The sequence below is a fragment of the Streptomyces sp. NPDC052109 genome, from assembly GCF_040680195.1.
GTDB lineage: Bacteria > Actinomycetota > Actinomycetes > Streptomycetales > Streptomycetaceae > Streptomyces.
The window spans coordinates 1,095,098-1,117,661 of the sequence record NZ_JBFAWF010000001.1 but is presented as its reverse complement, the minus strand read 5'-3'; the positions used below and the strand labels follow the sequence as shown (position 1 = coordinate 1,117,661).

Genomic DNA, 22,564 nt, shown 5'->3' with positions numbered 1-22,564 from the left:
CCTTCGTGCGGGAACCGGGCACTCCCGCGTGGCGTCGCCCGTTGGAGACGGCGGAAGCGCTGTCGTACCCGTCGATGCACGTTCATGTACCACTCCCGCACCAGGAGGCACCCCGCGATGTCGGTCCCCCAGCTCAGCGACGAGCAGCGCGGCGAGGAGATCCTCGCCGTCTTCGACACCGCCTTCGGCCGGCTCCTGGCCGCCGACCCGGCCGCGTTCCGGGTGAAGTTCCGGAAGATGGCCGCCTCGGCCTTCGCGTTCTACCGGGGCACGGCGTGCCTCTTCTACCACGACCTGGACGCCGAAAAGCGGGGCGGTCCCTTTCTGGACGACCGCACCTCACGTGTGTGGATCCACGGCGATCTGCACGCGGAGAACTTCGGCACGTACATGGACTCCAACGGCCGCCTGGTCTTCAACGTCAACGACTTCGACGAGGCCTACGTCGGCCCGTTCACCTGGGACCTGAAGCGCTTCTCGGCGTCGATCGCGCTCATCGGGTACGCGAAGGCGCTCAGCGACGAGCAGATCACCGAGCTCGTGCGGATCTACGCCGGTGCCTACCGCGAGCGCGTCCACGCCCTGGCCACGGGCGCGAAGAGCGACGAGGTGCCGCCGTTCACCCTGGACACCGCCGATGGCCCGCTGCTGGGCGCCCTGCGCGCCGCCCGTTCGCTGACCCGCTTCGAGCTGCTGGACTCGATGACGGAGATCCGCGACTTCGAGCGCCGATTCGCGCCGGGCGGCGGCTCCATCGAGCTGGACGCGGCCACCCGCTACAAGGTCCTCGCGGCCTTCGACGGCTACCTGGAGACGCTGCCGGACTCCTCCCTGGCCCGCCCGGACTCGTACCGCGTGAAGGACGTCGTCGGCCGCCGGGGCATCGGCATCGGGTCGGCCGGCCTGCCGTCGTACAACATCCTCCTGGAGGGCCACAGCGACGCCCTGGAGAACGACGTCGTGATCTACATCAAGCAGGCCCAGACCCCGGCCGTCTCCCGTCACGTCACGGACCCGGCCATCGCCGGCTACTTCCAGCACGAGGGCCACCGCACGGTGATCTCCCAGCGCGCCCTGCAGGCGCACGCCGACCCGTGGCTTGGCTGGACCGAGCTGGACGGCGCGGGCCAGCTGGTGGCCGAGGTCTCGCCGTACGCCGTCGACCTGGACTGGGGCGACATCGACGACCCTGAGGAGATCGCGCAGGTCGTCGCCGACCTGGGCCGGGCCACGGCGACGATGCACGCGGCGGCGGACGACACCTCCGGCGAGTCCCTGGTGCCGTTCTCCACCGAGCGGGCCATCGACGCGGCGCTCGCGGCCGACGAGGAGGGCTTCGCGCCCCTGCTGGTGGAATTCGCGCACAGCTACGGCGCACGCGCGCGTGCCGACCACCAGATCTTCGTCGACCTGTTCCGCAACGGCCGGATTCCGGGGCTGTAACCTTCGCGCACTCACAGGCACCCTTTAGGGGTCCCTTAACCGCTTACGTGTCAGACTCTTCTCTCGCTATGGACATATCCGGGACCCAGCTCAGAGCCGTGCGCGCGGCGCTGTTCACGGCTGTCGTCGTGACGCTCAGCACCGCGTCGCACGTGCTGCTGTCCCGGGCCCCGCTGCCGGCCGGGACCGTGGCGGCGATCGCCGCCGGGGTGTTCGCCACCGCGTATGCGCTGGCGGGCCGCGAGCGCGGCTACGGCCGGATCGCGGCCCTGCTGATCCCGCTGGAGCTGGCCGCCGACACGGTGTTCACCACCGGCCAGAACACCTGTTACGGAAGGGCGGGCGGCCCGGTCGCCGGCCCCCTGCACGCCTTCGGCTTCGACGTGCTGTGCCAGGGCGGTGCCGTCGGCACCCCGCTGGCCCAGATGACCGGGGCCCACGGCCGCCCCGCGGCGCTGCTCGCGCACGCCAGTCCGGCGGCCGCCTGGCTGCTGCTCGCCGCGCACGTCGGCGTGGGCCTGCTCGCCGCCGCGTGGCTGCGCCGGGGCGAGCGGGCTCTGGTGCAGCTGCTGCGCGCGGTCGCCGCCACCACCTTCCGGCCGCTGCTGCTGGCGGTGGCCGCGGTCGCCGTCCGGCTGACCCCGGTGCGCCGGCTGCCGCGCCCGGCGCCGCGCCGGGCCGCCGCCCGCGACCGGCTTCTCGTGCACTCCCTGGGACGGCGTGGACCGCCGTGCTCGCCCGCCCTCGCCCTCGGCTGAGCGGCGAGACCTGAGCACACCCAGCCCCCCGCACGTATCCCGCGTACGGCATGTGCGCGTCCCACACGGAGATCACGAATATGAGCAAGCGGAACACCCAGTCGGCGAAGACGGCGGCCCGGGAGCGGCTGCGCGAGGAGCGCGAGCGGCAGGCCAAGCGCGCCAAGGTCAGGCGGCAGATCATCGTGGCCGCCTCGGTCGTGGCGGTGCTGGCCGCGGCCGGCGGCATCGGCTACGCCGTCGTCCAGGCGAACAAGCCCGGCTACTGGGAGAGCATGAAGACCGCCACGGTCGTCGCGCCGGCCAACACCTCCGGCACGGACGGCACCACGGTCGTCATCGGCAAGGACAGCGCCAAGAAGACCCTCAAGGTCTACGAGGACCCGCGCTGCCCCGTGTGCGCCCAGTTCGAGCAGAACGTCGGCACGACCGTGAAGCAGGACATCGACGACGGCAAGTTCAAGTTCCAGTACGTGGGCGCCACGTTCATCGACGACCACGACAACGGCCAGGGCTCCAAGAACGCGCTGAGCGCCCTCGGCGCCGCGCTGAACGTCAGCCCCGAGGCGTTCCTCGAGTACAAGTCCGCCCTGTACTCGACGAAGTGGCACCCGGACGAGACGGTCGACAAGTTCAAGGACGACAACTACCTCATCCAGGTGGCGAACACCGTCCCGGCGCTGAAGAACAACGCGAAGTTCCAGAACGCGGTCAAGAAGGGCACCTACGACGCCTGGGCGATGCGCATGTCGAAGACCTTCGACGACAACAAGGACGGCGTGACCGGCACCCCCGGCTTCGTCATGGACGGCAAGCAGCTCAACGGCGGCAGCCCGCTGCTGACGGTGGCCGACTTCAACAGGGTGGTGGACGCGGCCCTCAAGGGCTGACGGATTGGCGGGCCACCGTGAATCGGGCCTCCGCGTGAAGAGTGGGCGAACTTTCGGAGTTCGCCCACTCTCGCTTGTACCGATCAGTAACCTGATCGGTCGTGACCAGTCGAAACAGATCATTTGAGGCGTCCAAGGGCCTCAACTCCCTCTCGCCCCGCCGCCGTACGGTCGTCAAGGCCGCGGCGGCGACGGCTGTGCTGGCCGGCCCGCTCGCCGCCGGCCTGCCGGCGCGCGCGGCCGACCAGGCCCCCGCCTTCCTGCACGGAGTCGCCTCCGGTGACCCGCTGCCCGACGGCATCCTGCTGTGGACCCGGGTGACCCCGGTCCCGGACGCGATACCCGGCTCGGGCGTCGGCCCTGACACCGAGGTCAGCTGGGTCGTCGCCACGGACAAGGCGCTGACGAACATCGTCGCCAAGGGCTCGCTCACGGCGACCGCCGCCTCCGACCACACCGTGAAGGCCGACATCCGCGGCCTGGAACCGGCGACCGACTACTGGTTCCGGTTCTCCGCCGGCGGCACCGACTCCCCCGTGGCGCGTACCCGTACCGCGCCGGCGGCCGACGCGCGCGTGCCCGGCCTGCGCTTCGGCGTGGTCACCTGCGCCAACTGGGAGGCCGGCTACTTCGCCGCCTACCGACACCTCGCGGCCCGCGGCGACCTGGACGCCTGGCTGCACCTCGGCGACTACATCTACGAGTACAAGTCCGGCGAGTACGCCGCGCGCGGCACCGTCGTCCGCCCGCACGCGCCGGCCAACGAGATCATCACGCTGGCCGACTACCGCATCCGCCACGGCAAGTACAAGACCGACCCCGACCTCCAGGCCCTGCACCTGAAGGCGCCGGTCGTCGCGATCTGGGACGACCACGAGTTCGCCGACAACGCCTGGTCGGGCGGCGCGGTCAACCACACCGAGGGCGCCGAGGGCACCTGGACCGCCCGCAAGGCGGCCGCCAAGCAGGCCTACTTCGAGTGGATGCCGGTCCGCCCCGCGATCGAGGGGACCACCTACCGGCGGCTGCGCTTCGGCAAGCTCGCCGATCTGTCGCTGCTGGACCTGCGCTCCTTCCGCTCCCAGCAGGCGTCCGCCGGCAGCGGCTCGGTGGACGACCCGAACCGGACGATCACCGGCCGGGCCCAGCTCGACTGGCTGAAGGCGGGCCTGAAGGCCTCCGACACCAAGTGGCGGCTGGTCGGCAACTCCGTGATGATCGCGCCGTTCGTCATCGGCTCGCTCACCGCCGACCTGCTCAAGCCGCTCGCCAAGCTGCTCGACCTGCCGCAGGACGGCATCGGCATCAACACCGACCAGTGGGACGGCTACACCCACGACCGGCGTGAGCTCCTCGACCACCTGCGCTCGAACGCCATCGGCAACACCGTCTTCCTGACCGGTGACATCCACATGTCCTGGGCCAACGACGTGCCGGTGGACGCGGGCACCTACCCGCTGTCGCCGTCGGCGGCCACCGAGTTCGTGATCACCTCGGTGACCTCCGACAACCTCGACGACATCGTGAAGGTCCCCGAGGGCACCGTCTCCGCCGTCGCCGCGCCGCTCATCGAGGCCGCCAACCGTCACGTCCACTGGGTGGACACCGACCGGCACGGCTACGGCGTGCTGGACATCACCGACGACCGCGCGCAGATGGACTACTACGTCCTCTCCGACCGCACCGACGCGAACGCGACCTCGAGGTGGGTGCGCTCCTACCGCACCCGCAGCGGCACGCAGAAGGTCGAGCGGACCTACGACCCGGTGTAGCCGTTCGTTCCGGCCGGTCAGGAGGCAGCCCGGCGGAGGATTTCCGCATCAGACCGGTAGGTGACAGATCGTCACCACCATGATGATGGGAGACACATGGCCACCCCCCAAGGTGCCCTGAAGAAGACCGCGACGATTGCGGCCGCCCTGACCCTCGCCGGACTCGCCTGCGTCGCCCAGGCGCAGGAGGCCTCGGCAGCACCGGCCTTCGTCGATCTGACCGTGCTGGATCCCCATGGAGCGCCCATATACGCCGCGCCGAGTGACTCGTCCAAGCGGTACGGCGTGGAGAAGCACGGGACGACCCTGCGCATCCAGTGCTCGACCACGAAGACCCCGTCGGGGAACATGTGGTTCAGGATCTACGACTCCCAGCCGACGGCCTGGGTGTGGTCCGGGCACTTCCAGTCGCTGGTCCACCCGCCCAAGGAGTGCTTCCCGGGCTGAGGCTCCCGGCACGGCACAGCGCCGGTGGTCACCGCTTGAGCACCCGGCCCGAGCCATGCGCGCACGGCCCGGGCCGGTGCGTCCTTCACTCCGCCCGCAGACCGTCCAGGAAGCCGAGCGCCACCCGCCAGGTGGCCTCGGCGGCCTCGGCGTCGTAGTCCGGGAGCTCGGGGTCGGTGTAGAGGTGCCCGGCGCCGGCGTACCGGTAGATCTCCACATCGGCGCCGGCCCGGCCCATCTGGAGATACCAGGCGGTCAGCCAGTCGTCCGTCTCGAACGGGTCCGGCTCGGCCACATGCAGCTGCACCGGCAGCTCGTCCACCTGCGCGGTCGGCGCGATGTCCGACGTGCCGTGCAGAAGCAGCAGCCCGCGCGCCTTGGCGTCGCCGAGGGCGAGCGTCTGGGCGATGGAGGCACCGAGGGAGAACCCGGCGTACACCAGCCCGCGGTCCGAGTACGGGGCGGCCGCCAGCACGGCCCGCTTCAGCAGTTCCTCCTTGCCGATCCGCTCCTTGAACTCCATGCCCTCCTCGACGGTGCCGAACGTGCGCCCCTCGAAGAGGTCCGGCGTCCACACCTCGTGACCGGCCGCGCGCAGCCGGTCCGCGGCCTCGCGCACGGCGGGCCTGAGGCCGTAGGTCGAGTGAAAAAGCATGATGTTCATGAGGCCATGGTGCCAGCCGGTACGGGGCCGCCCGAGCCGCCGTACCCGGGAACACGCGGAACTCACATGTTCATGTCCGCCGGGCGCCGGTTAGGAGCGGAGGCATGGAGAACGTACTCCGCCCTGTGATCGTGATCGGCGGCGCGGTGCTGCTCACGCTGGCCATCGGCTGGGCCACCGACCGGCTGCTGTGCAAGGCCGACGAACGCGACAACGACTCACCACTGTGGGGGCTGCTGCGCCGCGGCCGCATCCCCTACCAGCTCGTCCTGTGCGCCGCCCTGCTCCGGGGGTCGTACGACCAGGCGAAGGTGCTCGAGCAGCACCAGGTCGGCATCGGCCGGATGCTGACCCTGGTGCTGATCGGCTCCGCCGCCTGGCTGGTGATCCGGATCGCCGCGGCGATCGTCGAGACCACCTACAGCCGCTACGCCCGGGCCCACCGGGACGCCGCCCGGGTGCGCAGGGTGCGCACCCAGGTGGAGCTGATCATGCGCGTGGTGTCGGCGATCGTGATCGTGGTGGCGGTCGCCTCCATGCTGCTGACGTTCCCGGCGATGCGCGCGGCCGGCGCCTCGCTGCTGGCTTCGGCGGGCATCATCGCCGCCATCGCCGGTGTGGCCGCCCAGTCGACCCTGTCGAACATGTTCGCGGGGCTGCAGATCGCCTTCGGCGACATGGTGCGCATCGGCGACACGGTCGTCGTGGACGGCGAGTGGGGCACGGTCGAGGAGATCACCCTGACCTTTCTGACGGTACGGACCTGGGACGAACGCCGGATCACCATGCCGGTGTCGTACTTCACCTCCAAACCCTTCGAGAACTGGTCGCGGGGCACCCCGCAGATGACCGGCACCGTCTTCTGGCACCTCGACCACAGCGCGCCCGTCGAGGCGATGCGCGAGAGGCTGCGCGACATCCTGCGCGAGAGCCCGGCCTGGGACGGCCGCGCCTACGGCCTGGTGGTGACGGACAGCACGCCCAACACCATCCAGGTCCGGGCCCTGATGACCGCGAAGGACGCCGACGACATCTGGACCGTACGGGTCACGGTCCGCGAGCAGATGATCGACTGGCTGCTGAACGAGCACCCCTACGCGCTCCCCCGCGTCAACACCTCCCAGGCGGTGCTCCCGCCGCAGGGCCTCCCCTCCGCCGACAGCACCCGTCTCGACAAGGACTACGACATCCCGCGCACCCGCCGCGGCTGACCGGAACATCCCTCAACGGCCGCGCTCCGCGCCGCCGTTGACCTGGATGACCTGTGAGGTGACGTGCCCGGCCCCGTGCGAGGCCAGCCAGTGCAGGGTCGCGGCCACGTCTCCCGGTATCCCCGCGCGGCCGGTCAGGGTGTCGGCGACGAGCCGCGCCCGCCGGGCCTCGTCCATGGTGTCACCGAAGAACTCGGTGTCCTCGACGAATCCCGGCGCGACCACGTTCACGGTGATGCCGCGGGGCCCCAGCTCCCGGGCGAGGTCGTGCGCGTAGGGATGGAGTCCGGCCTTGGCCGCCGCGTAGGCGCCGGTGCCCGAGCCCCGGTAGGCGGCGATGGAACTGACGAAGAGCACCCGGCCTCCGGGCGCGGCGAGCCGGTCCTTGAGCGCTTCGGTGAGGAGCGCGGCGGTCAGGAGGTTCTGCCGGAAGGTGACGGTCCAGTCGTGGGCCACCCGGTCCAGGGGATCCTCGCTCTCGGACGGGGGCTCCAGATACCCGGCGCCGCCGGCACCGTGCACCAGCACGTCGACGGTGCCCAGCTCCTCGGCGACGCGCCGGGCCACCCCGCGCACCTGCCCGGGATCGGAGAGGTCCGCCGCATGGGTCAGCGCCCCGGGCACATCGGCCTTCTCCAGCACCTCCGCGCGCCGCCCGAGCAACAGCACCCGGTCGCCGTCCGCCGCGAACGCCCGCGCCGCCGCCAGCCCGATTCCCGTACCGCCACCACTGATCACGATGTTGCGAGTCATGATCCGAGAGTAGGAGCGCGGCACCGGACGTGCCGGGATTTATCCACAGGTCCGGCACATTCGTATGACCATCCACGCGCAAGGGTCACCACCGAGTGGACCACGCAGCCGGGATCACCGCAGACTCCGTACGTCGAGATGCCTGAGCACCCGGTCCACGATCTCCGGGTCCGCCCCCGGCTCGCTGCGCGCAGCCAGCACCTCGTGGCGGGCCGCGCTCAGCATCTCGTTCTGGATGTTCCGGATCCGCTTCAGCCGCTTGGCCCGCTGGTGCTGCGCCCCCCGCCGCTCCTCCTCCCCGATGTCGGGACTGATCCGGATCCCTATGTCGAAGGCCCGCCGCAGCATCTGCTCGGACAGTTCCTCGGGCAGGTCCTCCACCTGCTCGATCTCCCGCAACCTGCGCTTGGCCGCCTTCGCGGCCCGTACCGCCAGTTCCTTCTCGAACTCCTTCTCCCGCTCGGAGTCGGCCCGCACACCGAGCCACTTCACCAGGGAAGGCAGCGTGAACCCCTGCAGCACCAGCGTGACGACGATGACCCCGAAGGCGATGAAGATGATCTCGTCGCGGTCGGGGAACGCGGACCCGGCGTCGGTCTTCAGCGGAACCGCCAGCGCCAGCGCCACCGAGGCCACCCCGCGCATCCCGGACCACCACATCACGACCGTCTCCCGCCAGCTCATCGGGATCTCCTCGTCGTAGTCCCGGCGTGCGTGCAGCCGCTTGGTCAGCCAGGTCGCGGGCAGCAGCCACGCCAGCCGTACGACGATCACCACGCCCACCACGGCGGCGGCCCAGCCGAGCATCTCTCCCCAGCGCCCCTGGGCCGTGCGGATGGCGTTGTGCAGCTCGAGGCCGATGAGCCCGAAAGCGACGCCCGTGACGAGGGTGTCGATGATGTCCCAGAAGGCGTACCCGGCCAGCCGGGTCATCACGTCGTCGGCGTCGGTGGCGTACTCGGCGAGGAAGAGCGCGGTGGTGAGCACCGCGAGCACCCCGGACCCGTGCAGCCTCTCCGCGAGGACGTAGGACGCGTACGGCACCAGCAGGGTCATGCCGATCTGCAGGGTCGGATCTCCCAGCAGATCCATCAGCTTGTTCGCGCCCCAGCCCAGCACCAGGCCGACGGCCACCGCGACGACGGCCGACAGCACCAGGTCGAGTCCGGCGCGCCACGCCGAGAACGAGCCGCTCACGGCCGCGGCGATCGCCACGTGGTACAGCACGATGGCCGTGACGTCGTTGAAGAGCCCCTCGCCCTCCAGGATCGACACCAGCCGGCGCGGCAGTCCGAGCTGCCCCGCGACGCTGGTCGCGGCGACCGGGTCGGGCGGGGCGATCAGCGCGCCGAGCGCGAAGGCGGCGGCGAGCGGCAGCCCCGGCACGATCGCGCCGGCGACGAACGCCACGCACACCATCGTGACGAACACCAGGGCGACGGCCAGCAGGAGGATCGGTCGGACGTTGGCCGCGAACTGCCGCCAGGAGGTGCGCCGTACGGCGGCGTAGAGCAGCGGCGGAAGCAGCCCGGGCAGGATCAGCTCCGGCGGGATGTTCACGTTCGGCACGAAGTCGGCCACCGCGAGGATCCCACCGAACACCGTCATCAGCACCGGCGCCGGCACCCCGAACCGGTCCCCCACCGGGACGCTCACCAGGGCCCCGAGCAGCAGTACGAACAACAGGGCCAACTGATCCACGGCCGGCGCTCCGAGGGTCGACGATCACACGGCAGGCCTCAAGCCTGCCATCCGACCGACGCGCACGCCTGCCGCCGCAAGGCGCGACGCGAGACCTACAGGGCCCGGCGCATCGCCCGGTGCGGGATGCCGGCGTCCGGGAACTCCGGGCCGTAGGCGGCGTAGCCGAGGCGCTCGTAGAAGCCCAGCGCGTGGGTCTGGGCGTGCAGGTCCACCGCCGTGAGGCCACGCGCGCGTGCCGCGTCCTCGATGGCCCGCACCAGGGCCACACCGACGCCGAGCCCGCGGGCCTCGCGGGACACGGCGAGCCGCCCCAGGGAGCCCACCGAGTCGTCCCCGCCGGTCTTGGCGGCGGCCGCCTCGCCGTGCAGCAGCCGGCCCGTGCCGAGCGGCAGGCCGTCCTCGCGGACCGCCAGCACATGCACGGCGATCGCGTCGTAGGAGTCGTACTCGATGTCCTCGTCGACGCCCTGCTCCACGACGAAGACCTCCTTGCGGACCGTGAAGCAGGCTTCGCGGTCGCCCGGGCTCTCGGCGATCCGGACGCTGTACGGCGCGCTCATCCGTACGTCTCCTCACGGACCTGGTCGAGGGCCGTCTGCAGATCCTCGGGGTAGTCGCTGTCGAACTCCACCCACCGGCCGTCCGCGGGGTGCTCGAAGCCGAGGCGCACGGCGTGCAGCCACTGGCGGGTCAGGCGCAGCCGCTTGGCGAGCGTGGGGTCGGCACCGTAGGTGAGGTCGCCGACGCAGGGGTGGCGGTGGGCGGACATGTGGACCCGGATCTGGTGGGTGCGTCCGGTCTCCAGCTTCACGTCCAGCAGGGAGGCGGCACGGAACGCCTCGATGAGGTCGTAGTGCGTCACGGAGGGCTTGCCGTCGGCCGTGACCGCCCACTTGTAGTCGTGGTTCGGGTGGCGGCCGATCGGCGCGTCGATCGTGCCGCTCGTCGGATCCGGGTGGCCCTGGACGAGGGTGTGGTAGCGCTTGTCGACCGTGCGCTCCTTGAACTGGCGCTTGAGCGAGGTGTACGCCCGCTCCGACTTGGCGACCGCCATCAGGCCCGACGTGCCGACGTCCAGGCGGTGCACGATGCCCTGGCGCTCGGCGGCGCCGGAGGTGGAGATCCGGTAACCGGCCGCGGCGAGGCCGCCGATCACCGTGGGGCCGCTCCAGCCGGGCGACGGGTGCGCGGCCACGCCGACCGGCTTGACGATCACCACCACGTCCTCGTCGTCGTGCACGATCTCCATGCCCTCGACCGGCTCGGCGACCACCTGTACCGGTGCGGGCGCCTGCGGCATCTCGACCTCGAGCCAGGCGCCGCCGCGCACCCGCTCCGACTTGCCGACCACCGCGCCGTCGACCTGGACCTTGCCGGTGGCGGCCAGCTCCGCCGCCTTGGTGCGGGAGAAGCCGAACATGCGGGAGATGGCGGCGTCGACGCGCTCGCCCTCCAGGCCGTCGGGCACGGGCAGGGTACGGATCTCGGGAATCGTGCTCACCCGTCGAGTATGCCGGACGGGCGGAAGCGGCCCGAACGAGCCTGTGGAAAACCGGCTGTGGGGGCGCCGGCCTCAGTCCTTGTGGACCGTGCCGTCCGGATCGAGTCCGCGGAAGGACAGCAGCACGATCAGGATGCCGCCGCACACGATCGCCGAGTCGGCCAGGTTGAACACCGCGAAGCCCTTGGGGGCGATGAAGTCCACGACCTTGCCCTCGAAGACGCCCGGCGACCGGAAGATCCGGTCGGTCAGGTTGCCGAGGGCGCCGCCGAGCAGCAGGCCGAGCGCGACGGCCCACGGGTAGCTGTAGAGCTTGCGGGCCAGGCGCATGATCACCAGGATCACGGCCGCGGCGATCAGGGTGAAGATGACCGTGAAGGCCGCGCCGAAGCCGAAGGCCGCCCCCGGGTTGCGGATGGCGTTCAGCTCCAGCCAGTCCCCGATCAGCTTGATCGGGGCGTGGCCCTCCAGCTTGGCGACCACGAGCGTCTTGCTGATCAGGTCCAGGGCGTACGCGAACGCGGCCACCGCGAACAGCAGGGCGATCCGGCGCCCGCGGCGGCTCCGGACCTGCGCCGGCTGCTCGCCCGTGCCGGACGCACCTGCAGCGGCGGTCACGCCGGAGCCGGCGGGCGCTCCCGCCGGCGTGTGCTCGCCGCTCTCGTCCGGGGTGTCCGGCGTACCGATGATGCGCTCCGCCTCTGCCACGTGAGTCCCTCAACCTAGGTGCCTGACTGAGGACGAGACTACGGCACGGGCCCGCGCATTCAGGAGCGGCGTTCCTGCTTCTGCTTGCACTCGACGCACAGGGTGGCCCTGGGGAAGGCCTGCATGCGGGCCTTGCCGATGGGGTTGCCGCAGTTCTCGCACAGGCCGTAGGTGCCGGCGTCCAGCCGCTCCAGGGCGTGCTCGTTCTGGATCAGCATCTCGCGCGCGTTGGCGGCCAGCGCCAGTTCGTGCTCGCGGGTGATGTTCTTGGTGCCGGTGTCGGCCTGGTCGTCTCCCGCGCCGTCCCCCGAGTCCCGCATCAGGCCCACGAGGGACGCCTCGGAGGAGCTGATCTCGTTGCGCAGCCGCTCCACCTCGGACAGCAGCTCGGCACGGGCCTCGGCGACCTCTTCCGGGGTCCAGGGGTCCTCGCCGGGGCGCACCGCCAGTTCGCCGGGCTCCACCGCGGCGACCCGCGCCTTGGGTACGGCGGTCCCCGCCGTGGCCGTGCCAGGAGTCTTTTTCGCAACCACTGTCGTGGCTCCCGTCTGCTTCGCGGCCCGCGCCGCGCCCGCTTTCTTGGCTGTGCTCGTGTGGGCCGCCTCCGTGGAGACGCCCTCGACGGCCGCCTTCCCGCCGGCGGCCCTCTTCGCCGCCGGCTTCTTCGCGGCCGTCTCGTCGGTCACCCCTTTCGCCGGCGGCTTTGTCCCGCCTGCCTTCTCGGCCACCGCCTTCTTCGGGACCGCCGTACCGCCCACCGCGTCGCCACCGGCCACCTTCTGGGCCGACGCCTTCCTGGCAGCGGGCTTCACCGCGGCGGACTTCACGGCAGCGGACTTCTTCGCGGCCGTCTCCTCGGCTGCCGCCTTCTTGCCGACCGTCTCCTTCGCGTCGGTCTTCCCGGCCGCGCTCTTCCTGGCGGCGGCCTTCTTGGCTGCGGTTCTCTTGGCCGGCGCCTCCTTGGCAGCCGCCTTGCCTGCTACGGGCCTCCCGGTGGCCGTCTCCCTCACCGCGGTTTTCTTGGCGGCCGCTTTCCTGACGGCCCGATCCTGCCCGGCCGCCTCCTTCGGCGCCGGATGCTTCGCGGCCGGCTCCGCGTCCCTCGCCGCGGGCGCCCGCTTCTTACCGGCCACTTCCCTGACCTCGCCGACGGAGGCAGCCGCAGCGGCGGAGGCGGCCGCGCCCCTGCGCCGACCGGTCGCCGGCTGCTGTACGGCGGTCTTTTTCGCCACCATGGCCGCGGCCCCTTCACATATTGTGATCTTGCTCGCGAATCGTGCTGGGACGATAAATCGACTTGAGTCCCGCGGCAACGGGGCACACCGCCCGATTCGCCCGCCCGCACCCCCACCGCAGCGGGCCTGCATCCGTTGTGCCCAGCTCCCCGCCAGGTAATCCGCCGCGCGCGGCCTGCCCGGACCCGGGCGCCCGCCCCCTCGCCATTCGGGTCATCCGGGGCCGCCACCGGGCCTGCGGCCGCACCGCGCGGAAAACCGGTCAGCCGCTGTCCGCGCGGCGCCGTACACTGGGCGGAGCGAGAAGCGTGGATGGGGACGAGTAGCGGCGTACGCAGCCCAGAGCGACCCGGGGACGGTGGAAGCCCGGGGGCGAGCGCGACGTGAAGATCACCCCGGAGCCGCCGGAAGAAAGCCGCAGCCGAAGAGCGACGGCGAGTAGAACCGGCCTCGCGACCCCAATGAGGGGGCTCACCGGCGCGTACGGCGCGACGGAGGGCCAAGGAGGGTGGTACCGCGGGAGCGCGCCGCACACGGCGTAGGCAGGATCCAAGGCTCTCGTCCCTCCGACGGAAGGCAGCAAGTCCGTTGGAGGATGCTCGCAGATGACAGCGCCGACGTACCGCCAGGTGCCCGCACAGGTCGACCTGCCCGCTCTTGAGCACGCGGTGCTCGACTTCTGGCGCGACCAGAAGATCTTCGCCAAGAGCCTGGAGCAGTCCGAGGGCCGCCCGGAATGGGTGTTCTACGAGGGCCCGCCCACCGCCAACGGCATGCCCGGCGCCCACCACATCGAGGCGCGCGTCTTCAAGGACGTCTTCCCCCGCTTCCGCACCATGCGCGGCCACCACGTGGCCCGCAAGGCCGGCTGGGACTGCCACGGCCTGCCCGTGGAGCTGGCCGTCGAGAAGGAGCTGGGCTTCTCCGGCAAGCAGGACATCGAGGCGTACGGCATCGCCGAGTTCAACGCCAAGTGCCGCGAGTCGGTGACCCGGCACACCGACGCCTTCGCCGAGCTGACGACCCGCATGGGCTACTGGGTCGACCTGGACGACGCCTACCGGACCATGGACCCCGAGTACGTGGAGTCGGTCTGGTGGTCGCTGAAGGAGATCTTCACCAAGGGCCTGCTGGTCCAGGACCACCGGGTCGCCCCCTGGTGCCCGCGCTGCGGCACCGGCCTGTCCGACCACGAGCTGGCGCAGGGCTACGAGACGGTCGTCGACCCCTCCGTGTACGTCCGTTTCCCGCTCACCTCCGGTCCGCTCGCCGGCGAGGCCGCGCTCCTGGTGTGGACGACGACCCCTTGGACCCTGGTGTCCAACACGGCGGTCGCCGCGCACCCGGAGGTCACCTACGTCGTCGCGACCGACGGCGAGGAGAAGCTCGTCGTCGCCGAGCCGCTCGTCACCAAGGCGCTCGGCGAGGGCTGGGAGACCACGGGCCAGACCTTCACCGGCGCCGAGATGGAGCGCTGGACGTACCAGCGTCCGTTCGGGCTCGTGGAGTTCCCGGCTCCGGCGCACTACGTGGTGAACGCCGACTACGTCACCACCGAGGACGGTACGGGCCTGGTCCACCAGTCCCCCGCATTCGGTGAGGACGACCTCAAGGTCTGCCGCGCCTACGGCCTGCCCGTGGTCAACCCGGTCCGCCCGGACGGCACCTTCGAGGAGGACGTCCCCCTGGTCGGCGGCGTCTTCTTCAAGAAGGCGGACGAAAAACTCACCGAGGACCTGTCGCAGCGCGGCCTCCTCTTCAAGCACCTGCCGTACGAACACAGCTACCCGCACTGCTGGCGCTGCCACACCGCGCTGCTCTACTACGCGCAGCCTTCCTGGTACATCCGCACGACGGCGGTCAAGGACCGCCTGATCCAGGAGAACGAGAAGACCAACTGGTTCCCTGACACGGTCAAGCACGGCCGGTACGGCGACTGGCTCAACAACAACATCGACTGGGCGCTGTCCCGCAACCGATACTGGGGCACCCCGCTGCCCATCTGGCGCTGCGAGGAGGGCCACCTGACCTGCGTCGGCTCCCGCGCGGAGCTGACCGAGCTGTCCGGCACCGACCAGTCGAACCTGGACCCGCACCGCCCCTACATCGACGAGGTCACCTTCGCCTGCCCGCACGAGGGCTGCGGCACGACGGCCACGCGCGTGCCCGAGGTCATCGACGCCTGGTACGACTCGGGTTCGATGCCGTTCGCGCAGTGGGGCTACCCGTACAAGAACAAGGAGCTGTTCGAGAGCCGGTACCCGGCGCAGTTCATCTCCGAGGCGATCGACCAGACCCGCGGCTGGTTCTACACGCTGATGGCCGTCGGCACGCTCGTCTTCGACAAGTCGTCGTACGAGAACGTCGTCTGCCTGGGCCACATCCTCGCCGAGGACGGCCGGAAGATGTCCAAGCACCTAGGCAACATCCTGCAGCCGATCCCGCTCATGGACCAGCACGGCGCGGACGCGGTGCGCTGGTTCATGGCCGCCGGCGGCTCCCCCTGGGCGGCCCGCCGGGTCGGTCACGGCACCATCCAGGAGGTCGTCCGCAAGACCCTGCTGACGTACTGGAACACGGTCGCCTTCCAGGCGCTGTACGCCCGTACGTCCGAGTGGGCCCCCGGCGCCGCGGATCCGGCCCCGGCCGACCGCCCGCTGCTGGACCGCTGGCTGCTGTCCGAGCTGCACGCGCTGACCGACCAGGTGACGCAGTCCCTGGAGGCGTACGACACCCAGCGCGCCGGCAAGCTGCTCTCCGCGTTCGTCGACGATCTGTCCAACTGGTACGTCCGCCGCTCCCGCCGCCGTTTCTGGCAGGGCGACAAGGCCGCGCTGCGCACGCTCCACGAGGTGCTGGAGACGGTCACGAAGCTGATGGCACCGATCACCCCGTTCATCACCGAGCGGGTGTGGCAGGACCTGATCGTGCCGGTCAGCCCGGGTGCCCCGGAGTCCGTCCACCTCGCCACCTGGCCGGAGGCCGACCTGTCGGCCATCGACCCGGAGCTGTCCCGGCAGATGGTCCTGGTCCGCCGGCTGGTGGAGCTGGGCCGTGCCACGCGTGCGGAGTCGGGCGTCAAGACGCGCCAGCCGCTGTCCCGCGCGCTCATCGCCGCGACCGGCTTCGAGTCCCTGGACCGGGAACTGCACACCCAGATCACCGAGGAACTGAACGTCTCCTCGCTGGCGTCGCTGTCCGAGGTCGGCGGGTCCCTGGTGGACACCACCGCCAAGGCCAACTTCCGTGCGCTGGGCAAGCGGTTCGGCAAGCGGGTGCAGGACGTGGCGAAGGCCATCGCGCACGCGGACGCGGCGGCGCTGTCGCTCGCCCTGCGTGAGGGCGCGGCCTCGGTGGAGGTCGACGGTGAGACGGTCGCCCTCGCCCCCGACGAGGTGATCATCACCGAGACCCCGCGCGAGGGCTGGTCGGTGGCCTCCGACGCGGGTGCCACGGTCGCCCTGGACCTGGAGATCACCGAGGAGCTGCGGCAGGCGGGCCTGGCCCGCGACGCGATCCGGCTGATCCAGGAGGCCCGCAAGAACAGCGGCCTCGACGTGGCCGACCGGATCGCCCTGCGGTGGACCTCGACGGACGCCGCGGTGATCGCGGCGCTGACCGAGCACAGCGAACTGATCGCCGACGAGGTGCTGGCGACCGACTTCGCCCAGGGCGAGGCGGACGAGACCTACGGCGAGCCGTTCACGGACGAGGGCCTGTCGCTGACGTTCCGCCTGCGCAAGGCGTAGGCGCCACCGGCCTGTTACGGGCCCGGCTCCCCGGTGGGGGCCGGGCCCGTCCCGGTTCCCGGCCGGCTCGGCCTGGCGTCCGGCCGCACGCTGCCGGACGCCGTCGCCCCGCGGCCCGGGCCACGGACAGCACGCCGATCTCGGAATCGTCCGGGGGCCCGTGGAGGACGAAGCCGCCCGCGGTGGGGACGGCGCGCAGCGCCTCGGTCATCGCGCCCAGGGCCACCTGCTCGAGCGCAAGGACACGATCGGGGTGCCCGCCGCTCGCCCCCACGCCCCAAAGGCGCCTTGCGCAGCGCGGGGTCCTGCGCAGCGCGAGTCCGCGTCCCAGCCGACCGGGACGCCACCCGCCACCGCTCCCCGGCCCACTCCACGAGCACCCTCGCCGCGTCGGCCGGGACCCGCCCCCGTGCACGGGAAGGCCCCGTCGTGCCCGCGCCTCGGAGGCCCAGGCCTCCCAGCGCCGGATCGACTCGACATCTGCCCGTCCGACCCGGGGTCCCTCTGTTCGTCGGCGGCCACGCTACGGCACCCCGTCGAACACCCCGTCAACCCGCGTAAAAAGGGCGGGCCCCCGGGACCGAAGTCCAGGGAGCCCGCCCTAGTGAGCGCTGCCGACGCCGTTGTCGTACTAGTGCCCGGTGCTCAGTTGTCGTCCTCGTCGATCAGGAACCCGCGCATCGGCGAGGGCGCCTGGCCCATCGGGGACGGACCCTGCGGGCGGACCGGGGCCATGGGCTGGGTCATGGCCGGGGTCATCTGCTGCTGGCCGCCGTAGGACGGGGCGGACGGACCGGGGCTGCCGCCCATCGTCTGGTTGCCGCCGTAGGACGGGGCGCTCGCGCCGGCCGGGGCCATGGAGGGCGCCGGGGACGGCGGCAGGGACGCGGTGGCCGGGGTACGCGGCGGGGCCAGGGAGTCGTCGGCCTGGGTCTCCAGCTGGCGCAGCTGGGACTCGAGGTACGACTTCAGGCGCGTGCGGTACTCGCGCTCGAAGCCGCGCAGGTCCTCGACCTTGCGCTCCAGCGTGGCGCGGGCGGACTCCAGGGAGCCCATCGCGACGCGGTGCTTCTCCTGCGCGTCCCGCTCCAGGGCGTCGGCCTTGGCACGGGCGTCACGCTCCAGACCCTCGGCGCGGCTGCGGGCCTCGCCGACGATCTTGTTGGCCTCGGAGCGGGCCTCGGCGATCGCCTGGTCGGCGGTCTGCTGGGCCAGCGAGAGGACACGGGCGGCGCTGTCGCCACCAGGGCCCTGACCGGGGCCGCCCATCGGACCGCCCATGGGGCCGCCCATCGGACCGCCCATCTGCTGCTGCATGGGCGGCTGGCCGCCCATCGGGCCCTGACCCATCGGACCCTGGCCCATCGGACCCTGGCCCATCGGACCCTGGCCCATCTGGCCCTGGCCCATCGGACCCTGACCCATGGGGCCCTGACCCATCGGACCCTGGCCCATCGGGCCGGGACCCTGCGGGCCGCCCTGGCCGCCCGGACCGGCGGGCAGCTGCGGGGCGCCGCTCGGCAGCTGGGGCGGGCCACCCATGGGGCCGCCCATCTGCTGCTGCGGCGGGCCCGATATGCCGGCGGGCACCGGCGCGCCGGGACCTCGCATGCCCTGCTGCTGCGGGTGCTGCTGCTGGTCCTGCTCCGGCGGGCCCTTGCGCATGTTCTGCTGGTTCTGCGCGGCCGCGCGGGTCGCCGCGGCCAGCTTGGCGCGCAGGTCCTCGTTCTCGCGGAGCAGACGGGTCAGTTCGGCTTCGACCTCGTCGAGGAAGGCATCGACCTCGTCCTCGTCATAGCCTTCTCGGAGGCGGACGGTCGTGAACTGCTTGTTCCGCACGTCCTCGGGGGTCAACGGCATCTCTTCACCTCAACGTAGTCATCGGCAGTCGGCAAGACCGTATCGTCCACCCTCATCACACGAAGCTCCCCGTGACGGACAGGAGGATGTAGACGATGATCATCAGTACGAAGAAGGACAGGTCGAGCGCCACGCCCCCGAGACGCAGCGGCGGGATGAACCGCCGCAGAAGCTTCAGCGGTGGATCGGTGACAGTGTAGGTGGCCTCCAGTACGACCACCATCGCCTTGCCGGGTTGCCACGAGCGGGCGAACTGGAACACATAATCCATGACCAGCCGGAAGATCAGCACGACAAGGAACACCAGCAGCGCGGTGTGGACCACCGTGACGAACACGCTCATGGCCTGCGCTTCCCTCTCCCCTGTTCCGTGCTCTTCCGAACTTCGATCCGGTTGTGCGTCTCAGCTCTGGTTGAAGAACCCGCCCTCTGCGATGCGGGCCTTGTCCTCCGCCGTGACATCGACGTTAGCAGGAGACAACAGGAACACCTTCTGCGTCACCCGCTCGATGCTGCCGTGAAGACCAAACACCAAACCAGCCGCAAAGTCGACAAGTCGCTTCGCGTCTGTGTCATCCATCTCAGTCAGATTCATGATCACCGGGGTGCCCTCACGGAAGTGTTCCCCGATGGTACGGGCCTCGTTGTAGGTCCGGGGGTGAAGCGTGGTGATCCGGTAAGGCTCTCGCTCGGACACAACCTTGGGCATGATCACCGGCGCGTTCTTCTCGAGGGACTGACGTTCTTGTGTGATGGATGCCACGGGCGCGATTCGCGCCGGACGTCCGGATTCCGCGGCGAGCGAAGTCGAACGGGCCACCGGCTCGCGCGGCGCGGGCGGTTGCACGATTCGCACCTCTTCGTCCCTTTGGGACTGATGTGCGCTGTGCGACTGGTGTGAAGATTCATGCCGTCGGTGATCCCGCTCGGGCTCCGGGTCCAACTCGGGCTCGAAGTCGTCGTCGGGGTCGAATCCACGGCCGTCGTACCCATCGTCCTCCACGAGGCCGAGGTAGACCGCCATCTTGCGCATCGCGCCGGCCATGCTCTGAGTCCTCCGCTCTGTGGTGGATCGGCTGACGACTGCCAAGTGCCCGCGATCCACGAGGTCGTTGTGCCCGTCTTCACAGGCATTGACCATATTTTCTGCTGTGGTCCGACTTCTTGGCGACGTTACCCGAGCCTGGGGCGGACTCCGAGTACCGCAGTGCCGACGCGCACATGTGTCGCCCCGGCGGCCACGGCCTGTTCGAGGTCCGCACTCATCCCTGCCGACACCATGGTTGCAGCCGGATGAGCTCGGCGCAGGTCAGTCGACAAATCCATGAGCCGCTGGAACGCCGCCTGTTCACGCCCCGCGTACGCCCCGGTGAGCGGGGCGACGGTCATCAGTCCGTCGAGCCGCAGCCCCGGCGACTCGCCGACGAGGTCGGCCAACTCTTCGATTCCGCCGGGCGCGACGCCGCCGCGCTCGCCCCGGCCGTTCACGCCCGCGTCCAGGGCCACCTGGATCAGGCAGCCGATCTCCCGCTCCGCCCGCACCGCCTCCTTCGAGAGCGCGGTGACGAGCCGGGCACGGTCGACGGACTGCACGATGTCGGCGTAACCGACCACGGAACGGACCTTGTTGGTCTGCAACTGGCCGACAAAATGCCACTTAAGCGGCAGATCCGCGCATGCGGCGGCCTTCGGTGCCGCGTCCTGGTCACGGTTCTCGGCGACGTGACGCACACCGAGTTCCGACAGGATCCGCACATCGCTCGCCGGGTAGGTCTTGGTGACCACGATCAGGGTCACCTCCTCCCGCTTGCGCCCGGCCGCCACACAGGCGGCGGTGATGCGCTCCTCCACATTCGCCAGATTCGCGGCGAGTTGACTCTTACGGTCCGTCATGCCCCATCAGTCCAGCCACACATAGCCCGCGAGCCGCCCGGTGGTGCGGTCACGGCGGTACGAGAAGTGGTCGTCCGACTCCAGCGTGCACGCCGGTGACTGCGCCCGGTCGCGCACCCCGAGCCGGTCGAGCTGCGCGTGCACCCCGGCGCTCACGTCGACCGCCGGCGTACCCCAGCTGGTTTCAGCGTGCGCCGCCGGCTCGACGGCCGCCACCTCGGCGCGCATCGCCTCCGGCACCTCGTAGCAGCGCCCGCACACGGCCGGTCCGGTGCGGGCGACGATCCGGCCCGGCTCGGCGCCGAGTTCGACCATGGCCCGTACGGCGGCGGGGACGACGCCCTTGACCATGCCGGGCCGGCCAGCGTGCGCCGCCGCGGCGACCCCGGCGACGGGATCGGCCAGCAGCACCGGCACGCAGTCGGCGGTGAGCACGGCGAGGGCGAGCCCGGGGCGGGCGGTGACGATCGCGTCGACCTCCGGCACCGGGCGCTCTCCCCACGGCTCGTCCACCACGGCCACGTCGGCGCCGTGCACCTGGTTCATCCAGACGACCCGACCCGCATCGAGACCGAGCGACTTGGCGGCGATGTCCCGGTTGGTCCGTACGGCCTCGGGGTCGTCGCCGACCGCGCCGCCGAGGTTGAGCTCCTCATAAGGAGCGGCGCTCACCCCACCCCACCGGTCGGTGAAGGCGAAGTGCGCGCCGCTCACGCTCTCGCGCTGTCCTATCACTTCAGGAAGTCCGGAACGTCCAGTTCCTCGGCCGCGCTGTCCGCGTAGCTCCGCGGCGACGGCGTCATCGGCGGCGCGGCGGTGACGTCCACCACCGGCTCGGGCGCCGGCTCCGGCTCCTCCTTCGGCGTCACGCTGCCGAGCGAGCCGAAGGTCGGCCGGCTGGGCTCGGGCTGCCGCGCCGGGGGCTCCTCGCGGCGGGAGGAGGACGAAGTGGAGGCCGAGCCCAGCACGTTGTCCCGGCGGGCGGGCGGCTGACCGCCGTCGAAGCCCGCCGCGATCACGGTGACCCGGACCTCGTCGCCGAGGGCGTCGTCGATGACCGCGCCGAAGATGATGTTGGCCTCGGGGTGGGCGGCCTCGCTGACCAGCTGGGCTGCCTCGTTGATCTCGAACAGGCCGAGGTCGGAGCCGCCGGAGATGGAGAGCAGCACACCGCGGGCGCCGTCGATGGAGGCCTCCAGCAGCGGCGAGGAGATCGCCATCTCGGCCGCCGCCACCGCACGGTCGTCGCCGCGGGCCGAGCCGATGCCCATGAGGGCCGAACCTGCCTCGGACATGACCGACTTCACGTCGGCGAAGTCGAGGTTGATCAGGCCGGGCGTGGTGATGAGGTCGGTGATGCCCTGGACACCGGAGAGCAGGACCTGGTCGGCGGACTTGAAGGCGTCCAGGACCGAGACCTGGCGGTCCGAGATGGACAGCAGCCGGTCGTTGGGGATGACGATGAGGGTGTCGACCTCTTCGCGCAGCTCGGCGATGCCGTCCTCGGCCTGGTTCGCGCGGCGCCGTCCCTCGAAGGTGAACGGGCGCGTGACCACGCCGATGGTCAGGGCGCCCAGCGAGCGCGCGATGTTGGCCACGACGGGCGCGCCGCCGGTGCCGGTGCCGCCGCCTTCACCGGCCGTCACGAAGACCATGTCGGCCCCCTTGAGGACCTCCTCGATCTCCTCGCGGTGGTCCTCGGCGGCCTTGCGGCCCACGGCCGGGTTGGCGCCGGCGCCGAGTCCGCGGGTGAGTTCACGGCCGACGTCCAGCTTGACGTCGGCGTCGCTCATCAACAGCGCCTGCGCGTCGGTGTTGATGGCGATGAACTCGACACCCTTGAGACCGACCTCGATCATCCGGTTGATGGCATTGACACCACCGCCGCCGACACCGATGACCTTGATGACTGCGAGGTAGTTCTGCGGTGCTGCCACGTCGAAGGCCTCTCGCCTCGAATTACGTTGTCGCCGCTG

20 protein-coding genes are annotated in these 22,564 nt (G+C 71.0%); 7 read left to right on the top strand and 13 right to left on the bottom strand.

Translation table 11 applies throughout. The features are described 5' to 3' along the window. Window positions 1-117: 117 nt before the first annotated feature. From AB0L59_RS05085 to AB0L59_RS05065, 5 genes are all read left to right on the top strand, one after another. Window positions 118-1,443: a DUF2252 domain-containing protein gene (locus AB0L59_RS05085; protein ID WP_365579287.1), complete on the top strand. Its 1,326-nt coding sequence runs from the start codon at window positions 118-120 to the stop codon at window positions 1,441-1,443. A gap of 68 nt (window positions 1,444-1,511) precedes the next feature. After that, the gene (locus AB0L59_RS05080; protein ID WP_365579285.1) at window positions 1,512-2,201 is read left to right on the top strand and encodes a hypothetical protein; all 690 of its coding nucleotides are present in this window, start codon (window positions 1,512-1,514) and stop codon (window positions 2,199-2,201) included. Window positions 2,202-2,281: 80 nt separating this feature from the next. Then, entirely contained in the window at window positions 2,282-3,091 is an 810-nt protein-coding gene (locus tag AB0L59_RS05075) for a thioredoxin domain-containing protein (protein WP_365579283.1), read from the top strand. Between the two features lie 101 nt (window positions 3,092-3,192). After that, window positions 3,193-4,863 carry an alkaline phosphatase D family protein gene (locus AB0L59_RS05070; RefSeq protein ID WP_365579281.1) on the top strand — a complete coding sequence of 557 codons (1,671 nt, stop codon included), beginning with the start codon at window positions 3,193-3,195 and terminating at the stop codon, window positions 4,861-4,863. A 96-nt stretch (window positions 4,864-4,959) separates the two neighbouring features. After that, on the top strand, window positions 4,960-5,310 hold the full coding sequence (locus tag AB0L59_RS05065; protein ID WP_365579279.1) for a hypothetical protein: 351 nt from the start codon (window positions 4,960-4,962) through the stop codon (window positions 5,308-5,310). Between the two features lie 85 nt (window positions 5,311-5,395). Here AB0L59_RS05065 and AB0L59_RS05060 read toward each other — a convergent pair whose 3' ends face one another. Then, window positions 5,396-5,974 (bottom strand): dienelactone hydrolase family protein, encoded by a 579-nt coding sequence (locus tag AB0L59_RS05060; protein WP_365579277.1) that lies wholly within the window; start codon window positions 5,972-5,974, stop codon window positions 5,396-5,398. A gap of 104 nt (window positions 5,975-6,078) precedes the next feature. On the opposite strand from AB0L59_RS05060, the gene AB0L59_RS05055 reads away from it, so the two are divergent. Beyond that, entirely contained in the window at window positions 6,079-7,185 is a 1,107-nt protein-coding gene (locus tag AB0L59_RS05055) for a mechanosensitive ion channel domain-containing protein (protein ID WP_365579275.1), read from the top strand. Between the two features lie 12 nt (window positions 7,186-7,197). On the opposite strand, the gene AB0L59_RS05050 is transcribed toward AB0L59_RS05055, so the two are convergent. The 6 genes from AB0L59_RS05050 to AB0L59_RS05025 all read right to left on the bottom strand — a co-directional run bounded on the left by AB0L59_RS05050 (window position 7,198) and on the right by AB0L59_RS05025 (window position 13,086). Further along, window positions 7,198-7,938 (bottom strand): SDR family oxidoreductase, encoded by a 741-nt coding sequence (locus tag AB0L59_RS05050; protein ID WP_365579273.1) that lies wholly within the window; start codon window positions 7,936-7,938, stop codon window positions 7,198-7,200. A gap of 114 nt (window positions 7,939-8,052) precedes the next feature. Then, complete coding sequence (locus AB0L59_RS05045; protein ID WP_365579271.1) at window positions 8,053-9,639, bottom strand: Na+/H+ antiporter; 1,587 nt, start codon at window positions 9,637-9,639, stop codon at window positions 8,053-8,055. 95 nt (window positions 9,640-9,734) lie between these two features. Beyond that, window positions 9,735-10,202, bottom strand: coding sequence for a GNAT family N-acetyltransferase (locus AB0L59_RS05040; protein ID WP_365579269.1), 468 nt, complete (start codon window positions 10,200-10,202; stop codon window positions 9,735-9,737). Next, entirely contained in the window at window positions 10,199-11,143 is a 945-nt protein-coding gene (locus tag AB0L59_RS05035) for an RluA family pseudouridine synthase (RefSeq protein WP_365579267.1), read from the bottom strand. The genes AB0L59_RS05040 and AB0L59_RS05035 overlap by 4 nt, the downstream gene beginning before the upstream one ends. 72 nt (window positions 11,144-11,215) lie before the next feature. Continuing rightward, complete coding sequence (gene lspA / locus AB0L59_RS05030; protein WP_365579265.1) at window positions 11,216-11,851, bottom strand: signal peptidase II; 636 nt, start codon at window positions 11,849-11,851, stop codon at window positions 11,216-11,218. 59 nt (window positions 11,852-11,910) lie between these two features. Next, window positions 11,911-13,086 carry a histone H1-like repetitive region-containing protein gene (locus AB0L59_RS05025; protein ID WP_365579263.1) on the bottom strand — a complete coding sequence of 392 codons (1,176 nt, stop codon included), beginning with the start codon at window positions 13,084-13,086 and terminating at the stop codon, window positions 11,911-11,913. Window positions 13,087-13,691: 605 nt separating this feature from the next. On the opposite strand from AB0L59_RS05025, the gene ileS reads away from it, so the two are divergent. Then, on the top strand, window positions 13,692-16,835 hold the full coding sequence (gene ileS, locus AB0L59_RS05020; RefSeq protein ID WP_365579261.1) for an isoleucine--tRNA ligase: 3,144 nt from the start codon (window positions 13,692-13,694) through the stop codon (window positions 16,833-16,835). Between the two features lie 645 nt (window positions 16,836-17,480). Here ileS and AB0L59_RS05015 read toward each other — a convergent pair. The 6 genes from AB0L59_RS05015 to ftsZ all read right to left on the bottom strand — a co-directional run bounded on the left by AB0L59_RS05015 (window position 17,481) and on the right by ftsZ (window position 22,525). Continuing rightward, on the bottom strand, window positions 17,481-18,695 hold the full coding sequence (locus tag AB0L59_RS05015) for a DivIVA domain-containing protein (protein WP_365579259.1): 1,215 nt from the start codon (window positions 18,693-18,695) through the stop codon (window positions 17,481-17,483). 55 nt (window positions 18,696-18,750) lie between these two features. After that, the gene (locus tag AB0L59_RS05010) at window positions 18,751-19,038 is read right to left on the bottom strand and encodes a YggT family protein (RefSeq protein ID WP_365579257.1); all 288 of its coding nucleotides are present in this window, start codon (window positions 19,036-19,038) and stop codon (window positions 18,751-18,753) included. Between the two features lie 60 nt (window positions 19,039-19,098). Further along, complete coding sequence (gene sepF / locus AB0L59_RS05005; protein WP_023551436.1) at window positions 19,099-19,740, bottom strand: cell division protein SepF; 642 nt, start codon at window positions 19,738-19,740, stop codon at window positions 19,099-19,101. A gap of 128 nt (window positions 19,741-19,868) precedes the next feature. After that, a complete protein-coding gene (locus AB0L59_RS05000) occupies window positions 19,869-20,588 on the bottom strand; it encodes a YggS family pyridoxal phosphate-dependent enzyme (protein ID WP_365579255.1) in 720 nt (239 codons plus the stop codon). Window positions 20,589-20,594: 6 nt separating this feature from the next. After that, a complete protein-coding gene (gene pgeF / locus AB0L59_RS04995) occupies window positions 20,595-21,323 on the bottom strand; it encodes a peptidoglycan editing factor PgeF (protein ID WP_365579253.1) in 729 nt (242 codons plus the stop codon). Continuing rightward, window positions 21,320-22,525, bottom strand: a complete 1,206-nt coding sequence (ftsZ, locus tag AB0L59_RS04990; RefSeq protein ID WP_365579251.1) for a cell division protein FtsZ — start codon at window positions 22,523-22,525, stop codon at window positions 21,320-21,322. Before ftsZ ends, pgeF begins: the two co-directional genes overlap by 4 nt. Window positions 22,526-22,564: the final 39 nt, after the last annotated feature.